Origin of the sequence: Pseudomonas sp. PDM01 (genome assembly GCF_014852325.1) — a bacterium.
GTDB classification, from domain to species: domain Bacteria; phylum Pseudomonadota; class Gammaproteobacteria; order Pseudomonadales; family Pseudomonadaceae; genus Aquipseudomonas; species Aquipseudomonas migulae.
Map to the genome: position 1 here is coordinate 597274 of NZ_JACVBK010000001.1, position 16537 is coordinate 613810.

General features: G+C 59.0%; 14 protein-coding genes and 1 pseudogene. 8 read left to right on the forward strand and 7 right to left on the reverse strand.

Going from position 1 to position 16537, the window contains the following annotated elements; all coding sequences use genetic code 11:
* Window positions 1-42: 42 nt before the first annotated feature.
* Both IB246_RS02825 and IB246_RS02830 read right to left on the reverse strand, forming a co-directional pair.
* A complete protein-coding gene (locus IB246_RS02825) occupies window positions 43-1230 on the reverse strand; it encodes an MFS transporter (protein ID WP_008040619.1) in 1188 nt (395 codons plus the stop codon).
* A 251-nt stretch (window positions 1231-1481) separates the two neighbouring features.
* Window positions 1482-3071 carry an ABC-F family ATPase gene (locus IB246_RS02830; RefSeq protein ID WP_008026595.1) on the reverse strand — a complete coding sequence of 530 codons (1590 nt, stop codon included), beginning with the start codon at window positions 3069-3071 and terminating at the stop codon, window positions 1482-1484.
* A 494-nt stretch (window positions 3072-3565) separates the two neighbouring features.
* On the opposite strand from IB246_RS02830, the gene lpxO reads away from it, so the two are divergent.
* The 3 genes from lpxO to IB246_RS02845 all read left to right on the forward strand — a co-directional run bounded on the left by lpxO (window position 3566) and on the right by IB246_RS02845 (window position 6185).
* On the forward strand, window positions 3566-4465 hold the full coding sequence (gene lpxO, locus IB246_RS02835) for a lipid A hydroxylase LpxO (RefSeq protein WP_008040621.1): 900 nt from the start codon (window positions 3566-3568) through the stop codon (window positions 4463-4465).
* A 160-nt stretch (window positions 4466-4625) separates the two neighbouring features.
* Window positions 4626-4982, forward strand: coding sequence for a hypothetical protein (locus IB246_RS02840; protein ID WP_008040623.1), 357 nt, complete (start codon window positions 4626-4628; stop codon window positions 4980-4982).
* A gap of 51 nt (window positions 4983-5033) precedes the next feature.
* Window positions 5034-6185 carry a PQQ-dependent sugar dehydrogenase gene (locus tag IB246_RS02845; protein ID WP_008040625.1) on the forward strand — a complete coding sequence of 384 codons (1152 nt, stop codon included), beginning with the start codon at window positions 5034-5036 and terminating at the stop codon, window positions 6183-6185.
* A gap of 133 nt (window positions 6186-6318) precedes the next feature.
* Here IB246_RS02845 and rimI read toward each other — a convergent pair whose 3' ends face one another.
* On the reverse strand, window positions 6319-7419 hold the full coding sequence (rimI, locus tag IB246_RS02850; protein ID WP_192229990.1) for a ribosomal protein S18-alanine N-acetyltransferase: 1101 nt from the start codon (window positions 7417-7419) through the stop codon (window positions 6319-6321).
* Between the two features lie 92 nt (window positions 7420-7511).
* Here rimI and IB246_RS02855 point away from each other — a divergent pair, with 92 nt between their 5' ends.
* Both IB246_RS02855 and IB246_RS02860 read left to right on the forward strand, forming a co-directional pair.
* Window positions 7512-9086 carry a RimK family protein gene (locus IB246_RS02855; RefSeq protein WP_008044229.1) on the forward strand — a complete coding sequence of 525 codons (1575 nt, stop codon included), beginning with the start codon at window positions 7512-7514 and terminating at the stop codon, window positions 9084-9086.
* A gap of 7 nt (window positions 9087-9093) precedes the next feature.
* Entirely contained in the window at window positions 9094-10017 is a 924-nt protein-coding gene (locus IB246_RS02860; RefSeq protein ID WP_008044231.1) for a magnesium transporter CorA family protein, read from the forward strand.
* Window positions 10018-10131: 114 nt separating this feature from the next.
* Here IB246_RS02860 and IB246_RS02865 read toward each other — a convergent pair whose 3' ends face one another.
* Window positions 10132-10467: a DUF2834 domain-containing protein gene (locus IB246_RS02865; RefSeq protein ID WP_008044233.1), complete on the reverse strand. Its 336-nt coding sequence runs from the start codon at window positions 10465-10467 to the stop codon at window positions 10132-10134.
* Window positions 10468-10713: 246 nt separating this feature from the next.
* On the opposite strand from IB246_RS02865, the pseudogene ilvA reads away from it, so the two are divergent.
* Window positions 10714-11715 (forward strand): annotated as a pseudogene (gene ilvA, locus IB246_RS02870) (threonine ammonia-lyase, biosynthetic); the annotation flags it as partial.
* Between the two features lie 165 nt (window positions 11716-11880).
* Here ilvA and eco read toward each other — a convergent pair.
* Window positions 11881-12363, reverse strand: a complete 483-nt coding sequence (gene eco, locus IB246_RS02875) for a serine protease inhibitor ecotin (protein ID WP_008026580.1) — start codon at window positions 12361-12363, stop codon at window positions 11881-11883.
* A 304-nt stretch (window positions 12364-12667) separates the two neighbouring features.
* Between eco and IB246_RS02880 the strand changes: the two genes are divergently transcribed.
* Window positions 12668-12937: a DUF1652 domain-containing protein gene (locus tag IB246_RS02880; RefSeq protein ID WP_008044239.1), complete on the forward strand. Its 270-nt coding sequence runs from the start codon at window positions 12668-12670 to the stop codon at window positions 12935-12937.
* A 131-nt stretch (window positions 12938-13068) separates the two neighbouring features.
* Here IB246_RS02880 and IB246_RS02885 read toward each other — a convergent pair whose 3' ends face one another.
* Window positions 13069-13335 carry a DUF2790 domain-containing protein gene (locus IB246_RS02885; RefSeq protein WP_008044241.1) on the reverse strand — a complete coding sequence of 89 codons (267 nt, stop codon included), beginning with the start codon at window positions 13333-13335 and terminating at the stop codon, window positions 13069-13071.
* A gap of 515 nt (window positions 13336-13850) precedes the next feature.
* Between IB246_RS02885 and IB246_RS02890 the strand changes: the two genes are divergently transcribed.
* Window positions 13851-14147 (forward strand): hypothetical protein, encoded by a 297-nt coding sequence (locus IB246_RS02890; protein ID WP_008044244.1) that lies wholly within the window; start codon window positions 13851-13853, stop codon window positions 14145-14147.
* A 94-nt stretch (window positions 14148-14241) separates the two neighbouring features.
* Here IB246_RS02890 and IB246_RS02895 read toward each other — a convergent pair whose 3' ends face one another.
* Window positions 14242-16218 carry a type VI secretion system tip protein VgrG gene (locus IB246_RS02895; RefSeq protein WP_008044246.1) on the reverse strand — a complete coding sequence of 659 codons (1977 nt, stop codon included), beginning with the start codon at window positions 16216-16218 and terminating at the stop codon, window positions 14242-14244.
* Window positions 16219-16537: the final 319 nt, after the last annotated feature.

The following is a 16537-nucleotide window of genomic DNA, read 5'->3' on the forward strand; positions in this document are numbered from 1 at the left end:
TGGCGCCCATGAAATCGCCATCGCCAGCAAGGTTTGTGTTGATCAGGCTATGGCGCGGCGTTTCAGTAGCAGAGTCAGGGCCAGGCCGGTGATCGACAACATTGCCGCGCTGAAGAAAATCCACGAGTACCCCATGTTCAACGCCACCGCGCCCATCAGCGGTCCGGCAATCGCCAGCGCCAGATCGAAAAACACTGCGTAAGCACTCAAACCTGCGCCGCGACTGGAATTGGGCACCTGTTTAATGGCTTCTACCCCCAGCGCCGGGTACACCAGTGACAGGCCAAACCCGGCCAGACCCGCGCCAATCAGGGCGAAACCGGTCGACGGCGCGAGCCACAGCAGCACCAGGCCCGCTGTTTCAATGCTCATGCAGACAATCGCCGAGGTGAATCCACCAAAACGACTGATGCTGGAAATGAACAGCAGTCGCGCCAGAATGAAGCAGACGCCGAACACCGTCAGGCAGTACGCGGCGCCGGTCCAGCCACGGTTGACGTAATACAGGGTAATAAAGGTGGTCAACGTGCCGTAGCCGATTGACGCCAGGCTCAAACTCGCGCCGAACGGTGCAATGCGCCCGAACACCGCCCAGAACGGCAGGCGCTCACCGCGAACCACTGGCACCGAAGGTTTATTGCGGATCAGCAGCAGCGCCAACGCGGCCAGCAATGACAGCGCGATGCCCAGGCTGGCAAAACCATACGCGGCCACCATCACGACGCCCAATGGCGCACCGATCGCGATGGCGCCGTAGGACGCGATGCCATTCCAGGAGATCGAACGCGCGGTATGTTCCGCGCCAACCTGGCCCATGCACCAACTGATGGTGCCGACGCCGATCAAGCCCTGCGCGATGCCCAGCAACAAACGGCCGGCGATCAGGATCAACAGGCTCGTCAGCGGAAAGCTTTGCAGCAGCGTCGACAGCAACGTCAGCGCGCCGCTCAAGACAATCCCCGCCAACCCGTAAACAATCGATCGTTTCGTGCCGATGCTGTCCGACATGCGCCCGGCCATCGGGCGGCTGAGCAGGGTGGCGAGGTATTGCGAACCGATGGTCAGCCCTGCGACGACGGCGCTGAACCCGAGTTGTTCGTGGACATAACCTGGCAACACCGCAATCGGCAGGCCGATGCAGAGGAAGGCAATAAAGGTATAGAAAACGATGGAGACGATCTGCAGGGTGATCGCCATGGAGCTTTGCGGTGGCAGTTGCTGCGCAGACATGAGGGCTCGTTCGCGGGCGGCGGTGGGAGAGGTCCATCATGGCGCGGGTGTGGAATAAAAGAAAGCAGGCTAACTATATCGGTGGTGTTTTTAAGGGCCTCTTCGCGAGCAGGCTCGCTCCCACATTGGAATGCGGTCACCTGTGGGAGCGAGCCTGCTCGCGATGGTCTTGGCACCCCAACATTCCTTGGCCATGTAATGCAAAAAGCCCCGTCACAAGGACAGGGCTTTCAGTTGCAGCAAGGCGTGTCTTAGAACACAACGCCCTGACTACGCAGGTAGTCATCGTAGGTACCGCTGAAGTCGATCACGCCGCTAGGGCTCAACTCGATGATGCGGGTGGCCAGCGACGATACGAACTCACGGTCGTGGCTGACGAAGATCAGCGTGCCCGGATAGTTCTCCAGCGCCAGGTTCAGCGCCTCGATGGATTCCATGTCCAAGTGGTTGGTCGGTTCGTCCATGATCAGCACGTTCGGTTTTTGCAGGATCAGCTTGCCGAACAGCATGCGACCTTGCTCACCACCGGAGATGACCTTGACCGACTTCAGAATCTCGTCGTTGGAGAACAGCATGCGGCCGAGGGTGCCGCGAACCAGTTGCTCGCCGCCCTGGGTCCACTGGCCCATCCAGTCGAACAGGTTGCAGTCGTCTTCGAAGTCGTGCGCGTGGTCCTGGGCGTAGTAGCCCAGTTCCGCGGCGTCGGTCCACTTCACGGTGCCGGCATCCGGGGTCAATTCGTTGACCAGGGTGCGCAGCAGGGTGGTTTTACCGATACCGTTCGGGCCGATGATCGCAACGCGCTCGCCAGCTTCAACCTGGAAGCTGAAGTCCTTGAACAGTGTCTTGCCGTCGAAGCCTTTGGCCATGCCCTCGACGATGACCGCTTGACGGTGCAGCTTCTTGGTTTGTTCGAAGCGGATGAACGGGCTCACACGGCTCGAAGGCTTGACCTCGGCCAGCTGGATCTTGTCGATCGCCTTGGCGCGGGAAGTGGCCTGCTTGGCTTTCGAGGCGTTGGCCGAGAAGCGGCTGACGAACGATTGCAGCTCGGAAATCTGTGCTTTCTTCTTGGCGTTGTCCGACAGCAGTTGCTCGCGGGACTGGGTCGCCACGGTCATGTACTCGTCGTAGTTGCCCGGGAACAGGCGCAGCTCGCCGTAATCCAGGTCAGCCATGTGGGTGCACACGCTGTTCAGGAAGTGACGGTCGTGAGAGATGATGATCATCAGGCTGGAGCGCTGGGTCAGCACGTTTTCCAGCCAGCGGATGGTGTTGATGTCCAGGTGGTTGGTCGGTTCGTCGAGCAACAGCACTTCAGGATCGGAGAACAGCGCCTGCGCCAGCAATACACGGAGTTTCCAGCCTGGGGAAACCTCGCTCATCGGGCCAAAGTGCTGCTCGATGCCGATACCCAGGCCCAGCAACAGTTCGCCGGCACGGGATTCGGCGGTGTAGCCGTCCATTTCGGCGAATTCGGTTTCCAGCTCGGCCACGGCCATGCCGTCTTCTTCGGTCATTTCCGGCAGCGAGTAGATGCGGTCGCGCTCGGCTTTAACCTTCCACAGTTCTTCGTGACCCATGATCACGGTGTCGATCACGGTGAATTCTTCGTAGGCGAACTGGTCCTGGCGCAATTTACCCAGACGCACGTTCGGCTCGAGCATGACCTGACCGCCGGAAGGCTCGAGGTCGCCACCGAGGATTTTCATGAAAGTCGACTTGCCGCAGCCGTTGGCGCCGATCAAGCCGTAGCGGTTGCCCGCGCCGAATTTGACCGAAACGTTTTCGAATAGCGGCTTGGCGCCGAACTGCATCGTGATGTTAGCTGTAGAGATCAAAGGTTTTTCCTGCGAAGCATTCAGAGTAGCTAGGGTTGCGGCAGTACCGATTCAGTACCCGTTTCCGGTATTCAAACCACGGGAAATACATCCCGATCAGAAGCGGAAGGTCCATCTGGCAATAAGTGGACAGCAGCAGTTGGAGCGCTTGGCCCGAGTCGAAGTGCGCTGAGACGGGGTTCATTCCCGTCATCAACCAAGGGGGGCGCGTAATGTTTGGCGGCGATTGTACTGGTCTGGCTCTTTAAACGATAGGGCGTTGAGGCCGCACGGATGCTTTGGCGGTACAAGTGGACAGATTTTCACAGTTGAACGCTAACTATTTGTTACAGCTCGTGGCTAAAATGCCATCTTTCAACCGGATGCCGACCGCCGGCATGCTCAAGGACGCGCCTCAGGGACGCTGTTTCGTATTCAGACGCTGCACAAGACCCTTGGGCCGTCGGGCCTGTCAGGGGACGCAGTTTGTTCACTTCTGACGTGTGACGATTTCCGTGAAACTCATCATTGCCGCTATTTATGTTGTATCGATTGCGTACGTCCACCTGCGCGGTCAGGTGCGCCACAAGCTGGGCCGCCAACTGAGCGATCACTCGACGTTTCTCGCGCCGATCAATTGCTTCCTGTACCTGTTCTCGAAAATTCCCAACAAACCGTATCTCGATCCGGCCGACTTCCCGGACCTGAGCCCGTTGCAGGCCCATTGGGAAGAAATCCGCGCCGAAGGTCAGAACCTGCTCAAGGCGGGTGAGATCAAGCGCTCGAACCAGTACGACGACGTCGGCTTCAACTCGTTCTTCAAAACCGGCTGGAAGCGCTTCTACTTGAAGTGGTACGGCGACAGTCATCCTTCGGCAATGAAGCTTTGCCCGCGCACCACCGAACTGGTGCAGAGCATCGGTTCGATCAAGGCGGCGATGTTCGCCGAACTGCCCCCCGGTTCGAAACTGGTGCGTCACCGCGACCCGTATGCCGGTTCCTACCGTTATCACCTGGGCCTGGAGACGCCGAACGACGCCGGTTGCTACATCAACGTCGATGGCGAGAACTATCACTGGCGTGACGGTGAAGCGGTGATGTTCGACGAGACCTTCATTCATTACGCCGAAAACACTACGCAGCAGAACCGCATCATTTTGTTCTGCGACATCGAGCGCCCCATGAAGTATCGCTGGGCAGCGGCGTTCAATGGCTGGTTCAGCCGTAACGTGATGTCGGCGGCCGGTGCACCGAACGAAGCGGGCGACAAGACGGGTGGCATCAATCGACTGTTCACCAGGATCTACAAGATTCGCCTGCGCGGCAAAGCGTTGAAGAAGCGCAACCGCACACTCTATTACCTGGAAAAGTGGGCGATTTTTGCCGGGTTGCTGGCGATTTTTGTCTGGATCTGATTGACGCGTCGCGGCTGCCCATGGCCCGGCGCAAAGTTTTCAGCGGCGTACCAGCCAGTCCTGGCAGGGGATCAACTTCGTGTTACATGGTTTTGGTTAACAAATCCGAACCCTCGGCGTAGCGTGCTATCGAAGGCTGTATCACCTCGAGAGGCTGGCCATGAACCGATTAGCGTTTGGCATCATCACGATGGCATTGACTGGCGTACTGAGCCAACTGGCCCAGGCCGACACCCGGTTACCCGCATTCCCGATGCTGTTGGCCCAGAGCCCGACGGGCGCCACCAGCAATCCTTACAACAGCCCGATTCGCCGGGCCAACCCCAATAGCATGCAAGGCACACAACCCAGTGCGCCGGCCATCCGCGGGCCCAATACCGTGCCTGTTCCTCGGCCGCCAACGCTGGACAACGGCGGCATTGGCAACCGCTATCCCCAGGATCGGTCGGCGCCTGTCAGCCCACCGAAATTCATCCCCAATCCGCCCCATCGAGACGCAGGCACCAGCAACCGTTGAGCAGCAGGACGCACGTCTTGCCGGCCATTCAGACGACAAAAGGAATCGTGCATGTTGCGTAAAACCCTCCTGGCCACCGTTTGCGCCAGCGCCCTGATCAGCGCCGCCGCACCCGTTATCGCGGCACCCGCGCAAGCGCTGAAAAGTGAGCAGGGCACCCTTGAGGTCACGCCCATCGTCAAGGGGCTGGATCATCCGTGGGCCTTGGCGTTTCTACCGGATCGCCAAGGGATGCTGGTGACCGAACGGCCCGGCAACCTGCGCGTGGTCAGCGTCGACGGCAAGCTTTCGGCACCGCTCAGTGGCGTGCCGAAGGTCTGGGCCAAAGGGCAGGGTGGCCTGCTCGACGTGGTGCTGTCGCCCGATTTCAAACAGGACCGCACGGTCTATCTGTCCTACGCCGAAGGTGGCGGCGAGGGAAACAAGGCCGGTACGGCGGTCGGTCGCGGGCAACTGTCGCAAGACCTGACGGCGATCAGGAATTTCAAAGTGATCTTCCGTCAGGAGCCCAAACTCTCGGTCGGCAATCACTTTGGTTCGCGACTGGTGTTCGACCGTGACGGCTACCTGTTCATCACCCTCGGCGAGAACAATGACCGGCCAACCGCGCAAGATCTGGACAAGCTGCAAGGCAAGGTCGTGCGGATCTACCCGGACGGCACGGTGCCCGACGACAACCCCTTTGTCGGCCAGACGGGCGTGCGTCCGGAAATCTGGTCGTATGGCCAGCGCAATCCACAAGGCGCGGCGCTCAATCCCTGGGCAGGCGTGCTCTGGGAAAACGAACACGGCCCGCGTGGCGGTGACGAGATCAACATCATCGAGCGTGGCAAGAATTACGGCTGGCCTCTGGCGACCCATGGCATCAACTACTCCGGTCAACCGATCCCGGAAGCCACGGGCAAGACCGCTGTGGGCACTGTTGCGCCGCGCCACGTCTGGGAAAAATCTCCCGGCCTGAGCGGCATGGCGTTTTACGACGCTGACCGCTTCAAGGCGTGGCAGCACAACGTGTTCATCGGTGCGCTGGTCAGTCAGGAGTTGATACGCCTGCAGTTGGACGGCGACCGGGTGGTTCACGAAGAGCGCTTGATGGGCGAGCTGAACAAACGCATCCGCGACGTGCGGCAGGGGCCGGACGGGTATTTGTATGTGCTCACCGATGAGGATGATGGCGTGTTGTACAAAGTAGGCCTGAAATAAACACAATTCCTGTAGCCGCTGACGAAACTTGTGGGAGCGAGCCTGCTCGCGATAGCGGACTTATGGCCAACATCTATGTTGATTGGTAAGGCCCCATCGCGAGCAGGCTCGCTCCCACAGGTTCCGCCAACTGCTACAGGGAGCGGCGATAAAGAATCACCGCCGCCCGCAACTTGCCGCGCCCGAAACTGCACATCTTCTCGAACTCCCCATGGCTGACCGGCAAATGCTGGCAATCCATGGGCTGACGATGCTGGCTATGGTCGACATCCGGGTCGTGCAGGTACACAAATTCCTCATCGCAATCGGTGACGATCACCCAGTGCGGCGACTTGGAGCGGGTCAGCCGGTAGCTGCTGATCAGCACCAGCGGCTGGCCGCCGTCGTTCAGTACCCGTGGCAGGTCCAGCGGACCACCGAGCACCTGTTCGACGTCGGTCGTTCCCAATTGAGCCATGAACTCCTCGTGCACCAGGCGCATGACGTCTTTTTTATGCTCATCGCGCACGCCATCGAGAAACAACGGCCCGGCCATGCTCACTTGCAGGCGCACACGAAACCCGCGTCGCGCCGCCGCCAATGCCAGGCCTTGAGGGCTGCACCCGCCGTGGCCAGAGGTCATGAACACGGTGGTCGCTTCGCGCCAGATCTGCAGTTCTTCGCGGCGCTCCAGCATGCGACCGGCTTGCAGTGCGCCCATGGCCATCAACAGGCACGCGGGGCCGCAGGTGAAATCGGTGGTCTGGGCGTACCAGGGCACGTTGATATTGCGCGAGTCACGGTGCTGAAGGATGCGTTTTTCCAGGCGCAGCGCATCGGCATGGTCCTGGTAATAATCATGGATCAGCGCGAAGCGCCGGTAACCGTTGCGCTCATACAGGGCGATGGCGGCGGGGTTGTCGATGCGCACTTCCAGCCGCAGGTACGCGCAGTCGTGTTCCAGGGCGCAGGCCTCGATGCGTTCCAGCAATTGCTTGCCGAGCCCACTGCCGCGAGCCTGTTCGGCGATGGCAATCGAGTAGAGCCGCGCCAGCGATGTGCCCCGGTGAAACAACACCACCGCGTAACCCAGCAATTGCTCGCCACGCTGAGCCACCAGCAGTCGTCCGTGAGCGCGGGTGATCATCCATTGAAAGCTGCGGCTGGTGAGCCGGTCCGTGGTGAAACATTGCTGTTCAAGTGCCAGCAACGCGGGTAAGTCTTCAACTACCGCCAAGCGAAAGACAGGATTCATATGACCGCCGTAAAAGTTGCGTAACGAAACGGGACTTTCGAAAAAGTTCGTGCTTAATAGGAAAGGTCTTGTTCTCCAACGGATCAATCACTATGTCAGCGGTACAAGGTCATTGGCGCGAAGTATCCGAGCAAAGTTTGCCGGCAGCAACTTTTTTAAATGACACGGTTAGAACTTCAAGTCAGTTGATTATCATCGTCGAACGCAAGGAAGACTGGGCGTCCTACTTTCCCAGCGAAGACATCGTCACGGCTCAGGAATACCTCGAGCAGACCCGCGACAACGAGCAGGGCAAACGGGTCCAGGTGATCAACCTGTGCCGCAGCTACAAGTACCTCGGGCACGGTTATTACTGCTCGCTGCTGGCCGAGGCGCGGGGGCACAAGGTTATTCCATCGGTGCGCACCATCAGCGAACTGACTCGCAAAGCCCTGTACGGTCTGGCGCTGGATGACTTGGATAAAACCCTGGAAAAAGCCCTCAGTCATCACCTTTACAGTGATACTGAAGGTTTTATCCTGACCCTGTATTTTGGCAAGACACATATAGAGCCGTTGCAGGATTTGGCGCGGCAGTTGTTTGAAGTGTTTCCGTGCCCGATATTGTTAGTTGAGTTTCGTAGAACTAACGGCTGGCACATCGAAGGAATAAAGTCTGGCGCCTTGCACAAGTTGCGCGAAGATCAGGAAGATCAGTTCGCCCACTCACTCGACACGTTCAGCCGCAAGATCTGGCGCGTGCCACGGTCGCGACGCCTGGCCCGTTATGACCTGGCGATCCTGCACGATCCGCAGGAAGCGTTGCCGCCGTCCAACCCCAAGGCGCTGGAAAATTTCGTACGCGTGGGCAAGACCTTGGGCATTGATGTGGAGCTGATCGAGCGCAAGGACTACGCACGCATCGCCGAATACGACGGGCTGTTGATCCGCGAGACCACAAGCGTAGACAACCACACCTACCGTTTCGCGAAAAAAGCCGAGAGCGAAGGGCTGGTGGTGATGGATGACCCGGCCTCGATCCTGCGTTGCACCAACAAGGTCTACCTGACCGACCTGCTCAACAGCCATCAATTGGGCATGCCCGCTACTGAAATCCTCTACAAGGAACGACCGGAAGACTTCGAACGGGTCGGCGAGCGCCTGGGCTTTCCGCTGGTGTTGAAGATTCCCGACGGTTGTTTCTCCCGCGGCGTGATCAAGGTCGAAAGCCAGCAAGCCTTGCTCGAAGCGACCGCCGAACTGTTCGAACACTCGGTGCTGTTGCTGGCTCAGGAGTTCTTCTACACCGAGTATGACTGGCGCATCGGCGTGCTCAACCGCAAACCGATCTTTGCCTGCCAGTACTTCATGTCCAAGGGCCATTGGCAGATCTACAACCACAAGGCCAAGGGGCAGGACATCAACGGCGAATGCCGTACCCTGGCAGTTCACGAAGCACCGCGTGCGGTGGTGGAGCTGGCGGTGAAAACCGCGAACCTCATTGGCGACGGCCTCTACGGCGTCGACCTCAAGCAGTCCGGGGACAAGGTGGTGGTGATCGAGGTCAACGACAACCCGAACATGGATGCCGGCATCGAAGACGCGTATCTGCAGGACGATTTGTACTCGTTGGTGCTGGAAGAATTCGTCCGCCGACTGGAACTCAAACGCCGCGGCCAGGCCTGGTGAACGGCCGATGATCAAGAGCTTTCAACTGACCCACGGCGTGCTGCATGCGGTCGAACGGCTGGACGCCGAAGTGATGCTGTTCAGCAACCCCGATGCGGCCGAGCGCGACTTGCTGCACAGCCATTTCAAACTCGATGAACACGCCCTGGCGTCGGCGCTGGACCCGGACGAGGTATCGCGCATCGAGTTTCACCCCGACAACCTGTTCCTGATCTGGAAGCGTCCGGAGAACTACTCCGGCGCCGGCAGCCTGGCTTTTGAGGTGTCGTCCTGCGGCTTGCTGTTTTCTACCCAGCGTTTGCTGGTGATCGCCACCGACGATTCACCGCTGCATGGGCTCGGCACCCGGCAGAAACTGAACACGCCGTTGGATGTGTTGCTGGATCTGCTGTTCAACAACATCCATCACTACCTGGGCCACCTCAAGGTGATCAAGCTGGTTGCGCGGGAGTTGCAGCAGAAATTCAACGCGTCGATGCAGAACCAGCACCTGATTCAGATGTTCAACCTCAGCGAAAGCCTGATCTATTACATCAATGCGATACACAGCAACGGCGCGGTCCTGACCCGACTGCGCAACCACGCGGAAAAGGAGCACTTCGGCGCCGAGGCCATCGGCCTGATCGACGACCTGATCATTGAAAACAACCAGTGCTACAAGCAGGCGGAAATCTATTCCACGGTGTTCTCCGGGCTGATCGACGCCCGGGGCAACTTGATGAACAACAGCATGAACAACTTGCTGCGCAAACTGACGCTGATCAACGTGGTGTTCCTGCCGCTGAACCTGATTGCGAGCATCGGCGGCATGTCCGAGTTCAGCATGATGACGGCGGGGACGCCGTGGTGGGTGTCGTATCCATTGTTTTTGACGGCGATGATGCTCGGGGCGGGAGTGATGGTGTTGGGGCTCAGGCGGTTGGCCAAATGATGTGGTGAATGTCAGGCCGTAATCGCCGGCAAGCCGGCTCCTACAGCGGCGCGCACAACTTGTAGGAGCCGGCTTGCCGGCGATGGCGGCCTCAATAACACCAAACACTTCGGATCAGACTTCTTGCGCGGCACCCACAGACCTCTTCCGATCCTGCAACCCGCGAACCACCAGATACAACAACGGCCCAATCGACACAAAAACCGCCGTAATCACCAGATAAGGCACCACCGACCACCCCGACTGCCCACGCTTGCGCGCATCGCTGTACATCCACACCCCGGCCAGCGTCGCCAGCAGGTAAAGATCAATCACCACCTGCGCCGTATCAGGTCGTGACATCAGGCTGATGCCAAATTCGATCAACGATTGTTCCGCCTGGAGCATCACCGCAACGGTGTAGCCAGCGAAGGCGAGCAGGGCAATCAGGGGCAGGGCGACAGACTTCATGGTTTCCTTCCTTGGACGATGAGCAGAACAGCGAGCCTACACAGGCCGGGAAAATTTGGCCATTGACTTGCCTGCCATGCCCGGCTAATTTCCAGCCATGACTTCCACCGTATTGCGCTGCCAGCCAAGCATTATTACCGCCATTCCTTATTTGGCGGGCTAGCTCACGACTGCAGCACCCAACCCGCCCTAGAGGCGGGTTTTTACTTTCTGTCTCTTGGGTTCTGATCAACGCAGGAGACGACCATGAACAGCACACCCGCCCAGCAGACCTTGCTTGAGCATTACGTCAAAAAGATCCTCGCCGCGCCGGTGTACGAGCTGGCGGTACGCACGCCGTTGCAAGCCGCGCCGGCGATGTCCGAAGCCCTGGGCAATCAGATCCTGCTGAAACGCGAAGACTTGCAGCCAACCTTTTCCTTCAAGATCCGTGGCGCCTACAACAAACTGGTGCAACTGAGCGATGAGCAGAAGGCGCGCGGTGTGATCACCGCCTCGGCAGGCAACCATGCCCAGGGCGTGGCGCTGGCGGCGCGTGAATTGGGGATTGCCGCGACCATCGTCATGCCCGCCACCACACCGGAATTGAAGGTGCTTGGAGTGCGCAGCCGCGGTGCCGATGCCGTGCTGCATGGGGAGAGTTTTCCGTTTGCCCTGGCGTACGCCTTGAACCTGGCAGAACAAACCGGCCGCCCCTTCGTTTCGCCCTTCGACGACCCGGACGTGATCGCGGGGCAGGGCACCGTCGCCATGGAAATCCTCCGTCAGCACCAAGGAGCGCTCGACGCGATCTTCGTGCCGGTGGGCGGTGGCGGCCTGATCGCGGGCATCGCCGCGTACGTCAAATACCTGCGGCCTGAAGTCCGCATCATTGGCGTCGAGTCGGAACATTCCGCATGCCTGCGCGCCGCCTTACAGGCAGACGAGCGTGTTGTCCTGTCCAACGTCGGTACGTTCGCCGATGGCGTCGCTGTCGCGCAGATCGGCGCTTATGGTTTCGAGGTCTGCCGGTTTTGCGTGGATGAGGTGCTGACCGTCAGCAACGACGAACTCTGCGCGGCGATCAAGAACATCTACGACGATACCCGCTCGATCACCGAACCTTCCGGCGCGTTGGCCGTGGCGGGCATCAAGAAGTACGTGGCGCAGACTGGCGTGCGTGGTCAGACGCTGGTGGCCATCGACTCCGGTGCCAACATCAACTTCGACAGCTTGCGCCACGTCGCCGAGCGCGCTGCATTGAGCGACGCCCCAGCGTAAGCGTGAGCGGGCGCTGGGCGCTAATCGATCACCCGTTCCCCCTGTGGGAGCGAGCCTGCTCGCGATGACGGTTGTACATTCAACACATCTGGTGGCTGAAAGTCCGCTATCGCGAGCAAGCTTGCTCCTACAGGTATTGCATTTGGGCGGGGATTATTCCTGAACAGCTTTTTCGACCGTGCTCGACGCCGACCAGATCCGATAGCGCACTTCAACGTCCTTGGGCACATACAGCACGATCGGCAGCTTGCTGTTGTAGCGCAACCTGAAGCCGTCACCGACCACCGGGACGAAGTCCTGTTTGCTTTTGCCATCCGGGCAGGCCATCAGCGTGCTCATCGGGCCGATCACTTTTTCCAGGCGGTAGAACGGGTAGCCCCAGCCTTCGAGGTTTTTCTCCTCGAGCATGCCGCCCAGGCGTTGGCGATTGCAGTCAACGGTCAAGGTCTTGCCAGCGAGAATTTCGACCTGGTAGTTGTCTTCAGCGGATTGCGGGGCGAGGTGAATGACCTGGCGGGTGAAGCCGTTTTCGGCTTTGGGAAACGGTGCAACGTCTTCGAGTTTGGCTGCGTGAACAACGGTCGATAGCCCGGCAACAATCAGGCCGACGGTAGTGATTCGGGTCAATGAACCCATGATGCCTCCTTGCGTGTGAGTAGGGTCAGCGGATGTGAAAGGGGGTGGCCGCATTTTTACTGCCATGGGCGGCCAATGCAAACCCGGACTCATCAGGTTGCAATTTGCAGGGGCGAGAACCTGCGTTCATGCAGACTGCATGAGTCCATTTACTTGAAGACACATTAAACCTTTGAATTACCGATGAGCTGCACGGCGAAATCCGGGGCATGTTTTATGCTTCATCTGGTCCTGAAGCTGGCCGCGAATGAGTTGAGTCGGCATTGATAGCTGATTGGCAATCTCACATAAGGAGAGGGTCGCCATGTTTCTTTCTGCCTTGGAACTTCGCAACATCATCGAAAGCAGTTTTCTGCCGAAACGTTGTCAATGCACGCTGACGCCCGACCTGTCGATGAGCATCAAGGTGTATGCCGACGGCCAGACCGATCAAGTGGATCTATTGGTCACTGGCATAGACGCCAGCACACTCAATGGCTGCCGGGAAATCAATGACCTGATTGCCGAGCTGCGCAACGAAATCCAGCATCGGGCAGCGCTGCAGACGCTGCATCCCGACCGGCAAGCGCTTTAAGCCCACTCCTGTAGGAGCAAGTTTGCTCGCGATGGACGTAAACGATAACGCGTGTTTTCTGAATAAACGCGTTATCCGAACGTTTTTCGCGAGCAAGCTCGCTCCTACAGAAAAGCATGAGTGTCGCGTTATCAATTCTGATAACTGCACGCATCCGACCATTTGCGATACGAGATCTCTGCGGGTTTGCCCGACGTATCGATGTACTTCATCTCAGCCGTAATGACTTTGCAGTCCAGCGTCGTAGGTTCGGTCAGCGCAACCACCTTGGCCACGTGCAGCGGCATCCCGTATTCGTAGGGCACGGCTTGTGAGGAAGTGGTGTCGTCGGCCTGGGCAAGCCCGGTAAACCCGGTGCAGGCGAGGGCAGCGGTAACCAGCAAAATGCGCGTATTCATGAGCAATCTCCGGTGCGGACGGAACGAGAGTTCGACGTAGTGAACGTCGAACCTGCCGCACTGGGCGTCAGAGGAACCTGAGGGCGTGCGGTCCAGTAAAGTCTTGGACCGCAGGGTTAAGCAATGGTTAACCCGGCTGAATGCCGCCTGTCGTAAGGGACGATTCTGTCAGGCGTTTCGTTGGGGCAAGAATCTTCGGTAGCTTCGGCTTCGTCCTACAAGGATGGATGCTTTGTCGACTTTCGGCTGATGGGGCGTAGCGATTACTGTTTGGGCTCGCTGCAAAATCAGCGAACAGGTTTGGTCACCTGAAAATTAAACAGTGCATACAAGTGTGACATCATTCGCTTTGCGGACATCTCTGTTCGCATGGCGCAATGCTGTGGCGGCTGTGTGCAGGACGCCTTCGGGCGAGCTGAGTTACTGTTCTCAGTTGACCAAACCTGTACACGGTCCGCCTCCCATCGTTTGGTCACGGTGCTGGCGGTTACTTCAAAACAGGCGAGTAACTAACTATGACAACGATTAATCCGTTCCCCGAACGTCACCGTTCAATCAAAAGCAGCGTCACCGAAACATCTCCTCTGGTCATCGACACCGAAGCCAACCCCCAAGACATCCTCGAAGCCGCCCTCCAGCGCATCCGCGCCTCCAGCGAGCTACTTGAAACACTCCACCTCCAATGTTTCAAGGACGGCGACGTCCAGGATATCCCGCACATCACGCACGCCCTTTACCTGCTGACGCAGGACGGTTGCGATTTACTCAAGGTTGCGCAGCAACGGATGCTGGGCTGGAAGGCATCAGCCTGACGTTTGATCTGTACTGACAAATCCAGCGCCCGTAGACGCTGGATTTTTTATGGGGGCGACGCAACTTGAATGGCTTGTTGCGGCTTTCAAGTTGTCAGTGAACCGTCTTCGCCTGCACCACATTCCCCGCACGATCCTGATCGGCAGGCGTCGGCACCACCGGCGGCAACTGAGCAATCCCCGTACCCGCACCCGGCGCACCACCCGAGTTGGCCTTCACCTCAGCCCCGCTAATCGTCACACCCCCGGCATCCACCTTGACGAAACTCCCGCCAGCCTTCGCCGTCAGTTCCATCCCGCCTTCAACCACCACTTTATTACCCGCGTGGTAGTGAATCTCTTCACCCGCCTCAACAAACTGCGCCGTCCCGACCTTCACGTGCTGGGTTACGCCCACCGTAAGGTGATCGTCCGCCCGCGCTTCAGTCTTGCGATCCAGATGCGTAATCCGATGCTCTTCAACCTTGAACTCGCTAAACACCTTCGCCTCAACCGTGTCGTGCCGCTCGTTGCCGATGCGGATTTTCTGGTCGTGTTCGATGTTTTCATCCCAGTCGCGCTGGGCATGCAGGTAGATCTGTTCCGCGCCTTTTTTGTCTTCGATGCGAAATTCGTTGTAGCCCTTGCCGCCCGGTGAGCTGAGGGTCTTGAAGGTGCTGCGGGTTTTGTTCGCCGGCAGGTCGTAGGGGACGACGTTTTCCTTGTGGTACAGGCAGCCGGTGACCAGCGGTTGGTCGGGGTCGCCTTCGAGGAAGGTGACGAGCACTTCCATGCCGACACGCGGGATGGCGATGCCGCCATAGGCGCTGCCGGCCCAGCCGGTGGCGACGCGCAGCCAGCAACTGGTGTTGTCGTTGGCCTGGCCGTCGCGGTCCCAGTGGAATTGCACTTTGACGCGGCCGTACTCGTCGCAGTGGATTTCCGAGCCGGGCGGGCCGGTGACGATGGCGGTCTGGCTGCCGAGGACTTGCGGTTTCGGGTGTTCGAGGGCAGGGCGGTAGTGCGCGTCCCACGGCGTGGCGAGGAAGCGGTTGCGGTAGCCCTGATGGAAATCGTCTTTGTTGTGGGTGACGTCGCTGGTGACGTTGGCGCCGAGCACTTGCGGTTGCTTGCCTTCGTGGACCACTTCCAGCAGCAGCCAGAGGTCGTTCCATTCGGCGCGCGGGTGTTCGCTCAGGGCCATGAAGTGACCGCTGACCAGCGTCGGCTGGTCGCCTTTGCCTTCCGCGAGTTTGTAGTCGCTGCGGTGGCGTTCGAGGGCGCGGGTTGCCAGTTGCTTGCCACGGGCACGGTCGGTGAAATGGCCGGGGTAGTCGTAGTCTTCCAGGTCTGGAGCGAACGCACTGGAAGCGGTGCCTTCAGGCAGGATGCGCGGTTTTTCGAAGTCGTAATCGCGGCGGCTGACGCGGCTGGTGCGGGTTTCCAGGCGCAGGTTGAAGCGCTTGATCACCGGTTTCTCGGCGGCCATGCCGGAGTCTTGCTGATAGGCCACGGGCGCCAGTTTGCGGAACACCGTCTGGTCATCGCCGAACACCAGTTTGTGGCCGCTGCTGCTGTGCTGGAAGTGGAAGTGAATGCCTTCTTCTTCGCACAGGCGCTGGATGAAATGCAGGTCGGATTCGTCGTACTGCACGCAGTAGACGCGCTCAGGGTAGATCGCGCCGAGCTGGAAGTCATAAGCGTCGGCCAGAATGCCGCGGGCCTCAAGGACCTGGGCGATGATCTTCGGCACCGTCAAATGCTGGAAAATTTGCTGGTCATGGTTGTGGCGCAGGTAGGCCAGTTGCGGCACCAGGCTGATGCTGTAGCGGGTCAGGCTTTTGCCGGAGTCGCCTTGCTCGATGCGATAGACCAGGCCGTGAATGATGCCTTCGCCGGTGGCGCCGAAGGTCAGGCAGCCGGGCTTGTGCAGCAATTCTTCGAGTTTCAGGTCGGGGCGCGCGCTGACCAGTTCGATGTCAAAGCAGAAGGGCTGATTGAGGGCTTCGCGACCGACGAAACTGAGTACCTGAAGGTCAGCGGAAACGCCTTCCAGCGTGAGGGAAATATGGATTGCGTTTGCGTCCAGCATGCCTTGAATTCCGTCCTTTGGATAAGCAGGAGCGGATGGTGCAGGATTAAACCGCCTCGTTCAAGGCGCAAATGCCGTAGATGAGGGCGTGCCCCGGCATCGGGAAAACCCCTAATGGCACGGTTTCGACCAATAAACACGGGGGCTCTTTGCCTGCAGGCTCATCGATCAATTGCCCCCCGCTGGTCAGCGCCGTGCCAGAACAGGGAGTCATTTTCCGACTAAAGTCGTCTGTAGCCGGTAAAAGCCTTCTGCCATCATTGCTGCTCACCCCCGTGTGTCGCCTTCATCCTGGCCAGTTCCTGGTCCGGGGCGAAGC

Excerpts from the sequence above, each read along its gene's own strand:
- IB246_RS02895 (WP_008044246.1), bottom strand. The coding sequence starts at position 16,218 with ATGCTGGACGCAAACGCAATCCATATTTCCCTCACGCTGGAAGGCGTT.
- IB246_RS02825 (WP_008040619.1), bottom strand. The coding sequence starts at position 1,230 with ATGTCTGCGCAGCAACTGCCACCGCAAAGCTCCATGGCGATCACCCTG.
- IB246_RS02855 (WP_008044229.1), top strand. The coding sequence starts at position 7,512 with ATGTCAGCGGTACAAGGTCATTGGCGCGAAGTATCCGAGCAAAGTTTG.
- eco (WP_008026580.1), bottom strand. The coding sequence starts at position 12,363 with ATGGGTTCATTGACCCGAATCACTACCGTCGGCCTGATTGTTGCCGGG.
- IB246_RS02860 (WP_008044231.1), top strand. The coding sequence starts at position 9,094 with ATGATCAAGAGCTTTCAACTGACCCACGGCGTGCTGCATGCGGTCGAA.
- rimI (WP_192229990.1), bottom strand. The coding sequence starts at position 7,419 with ATGAATCCTGTCTTTCGCTTGGCGGTAGTTGAAGACTTACCCGCGTTG.
- IB246_RS02885 (WP_008044241.1), bottom strand. The coding sequence starts at position 13,335 with ATGAATACGCGCATTTTGCTGGTTACCGCTGCCCTCGCCTGCACCGGG.
- IB246_RS02890 (WP_008044244.1), top strand. The coding sequence starts at position 13,851 with ATGACAACGATTAATCCGTTCCCCGAACGTCACCGTTCAATCAAAAGC.
- IB246_RS02865 (WP_008044233.1), bottom strand. The coding sequence starts at position 10,467 with ATGAAGTCTGTCGCCCTGCCCCTGATTGCCCTGCTCGCCTTCGCTGGC.
- IB246_RS02840 (WP_008040623.1), top strand. The coding sequence starts at position 4,626 with ATGAACCGATTAGCGTTTGGCATCATCACGATGGCATTGACTGGCGTA.
- IB246_RS02845 (WP_008040625.1), top strand. The coding sequence starts at position 5,034 with ATGTTGCGTAAAACCCTCCTGGCCACCGTTTGCGCCAGCGCCCTGATC.
- IB246_RS02880 (WP_008044239.1), top strand. The coding sequence starts at position 12,668 with ATGTTTCTTTCTGCCTTGGAACTTCGCAACATCATCGAAAGCAGTTTT.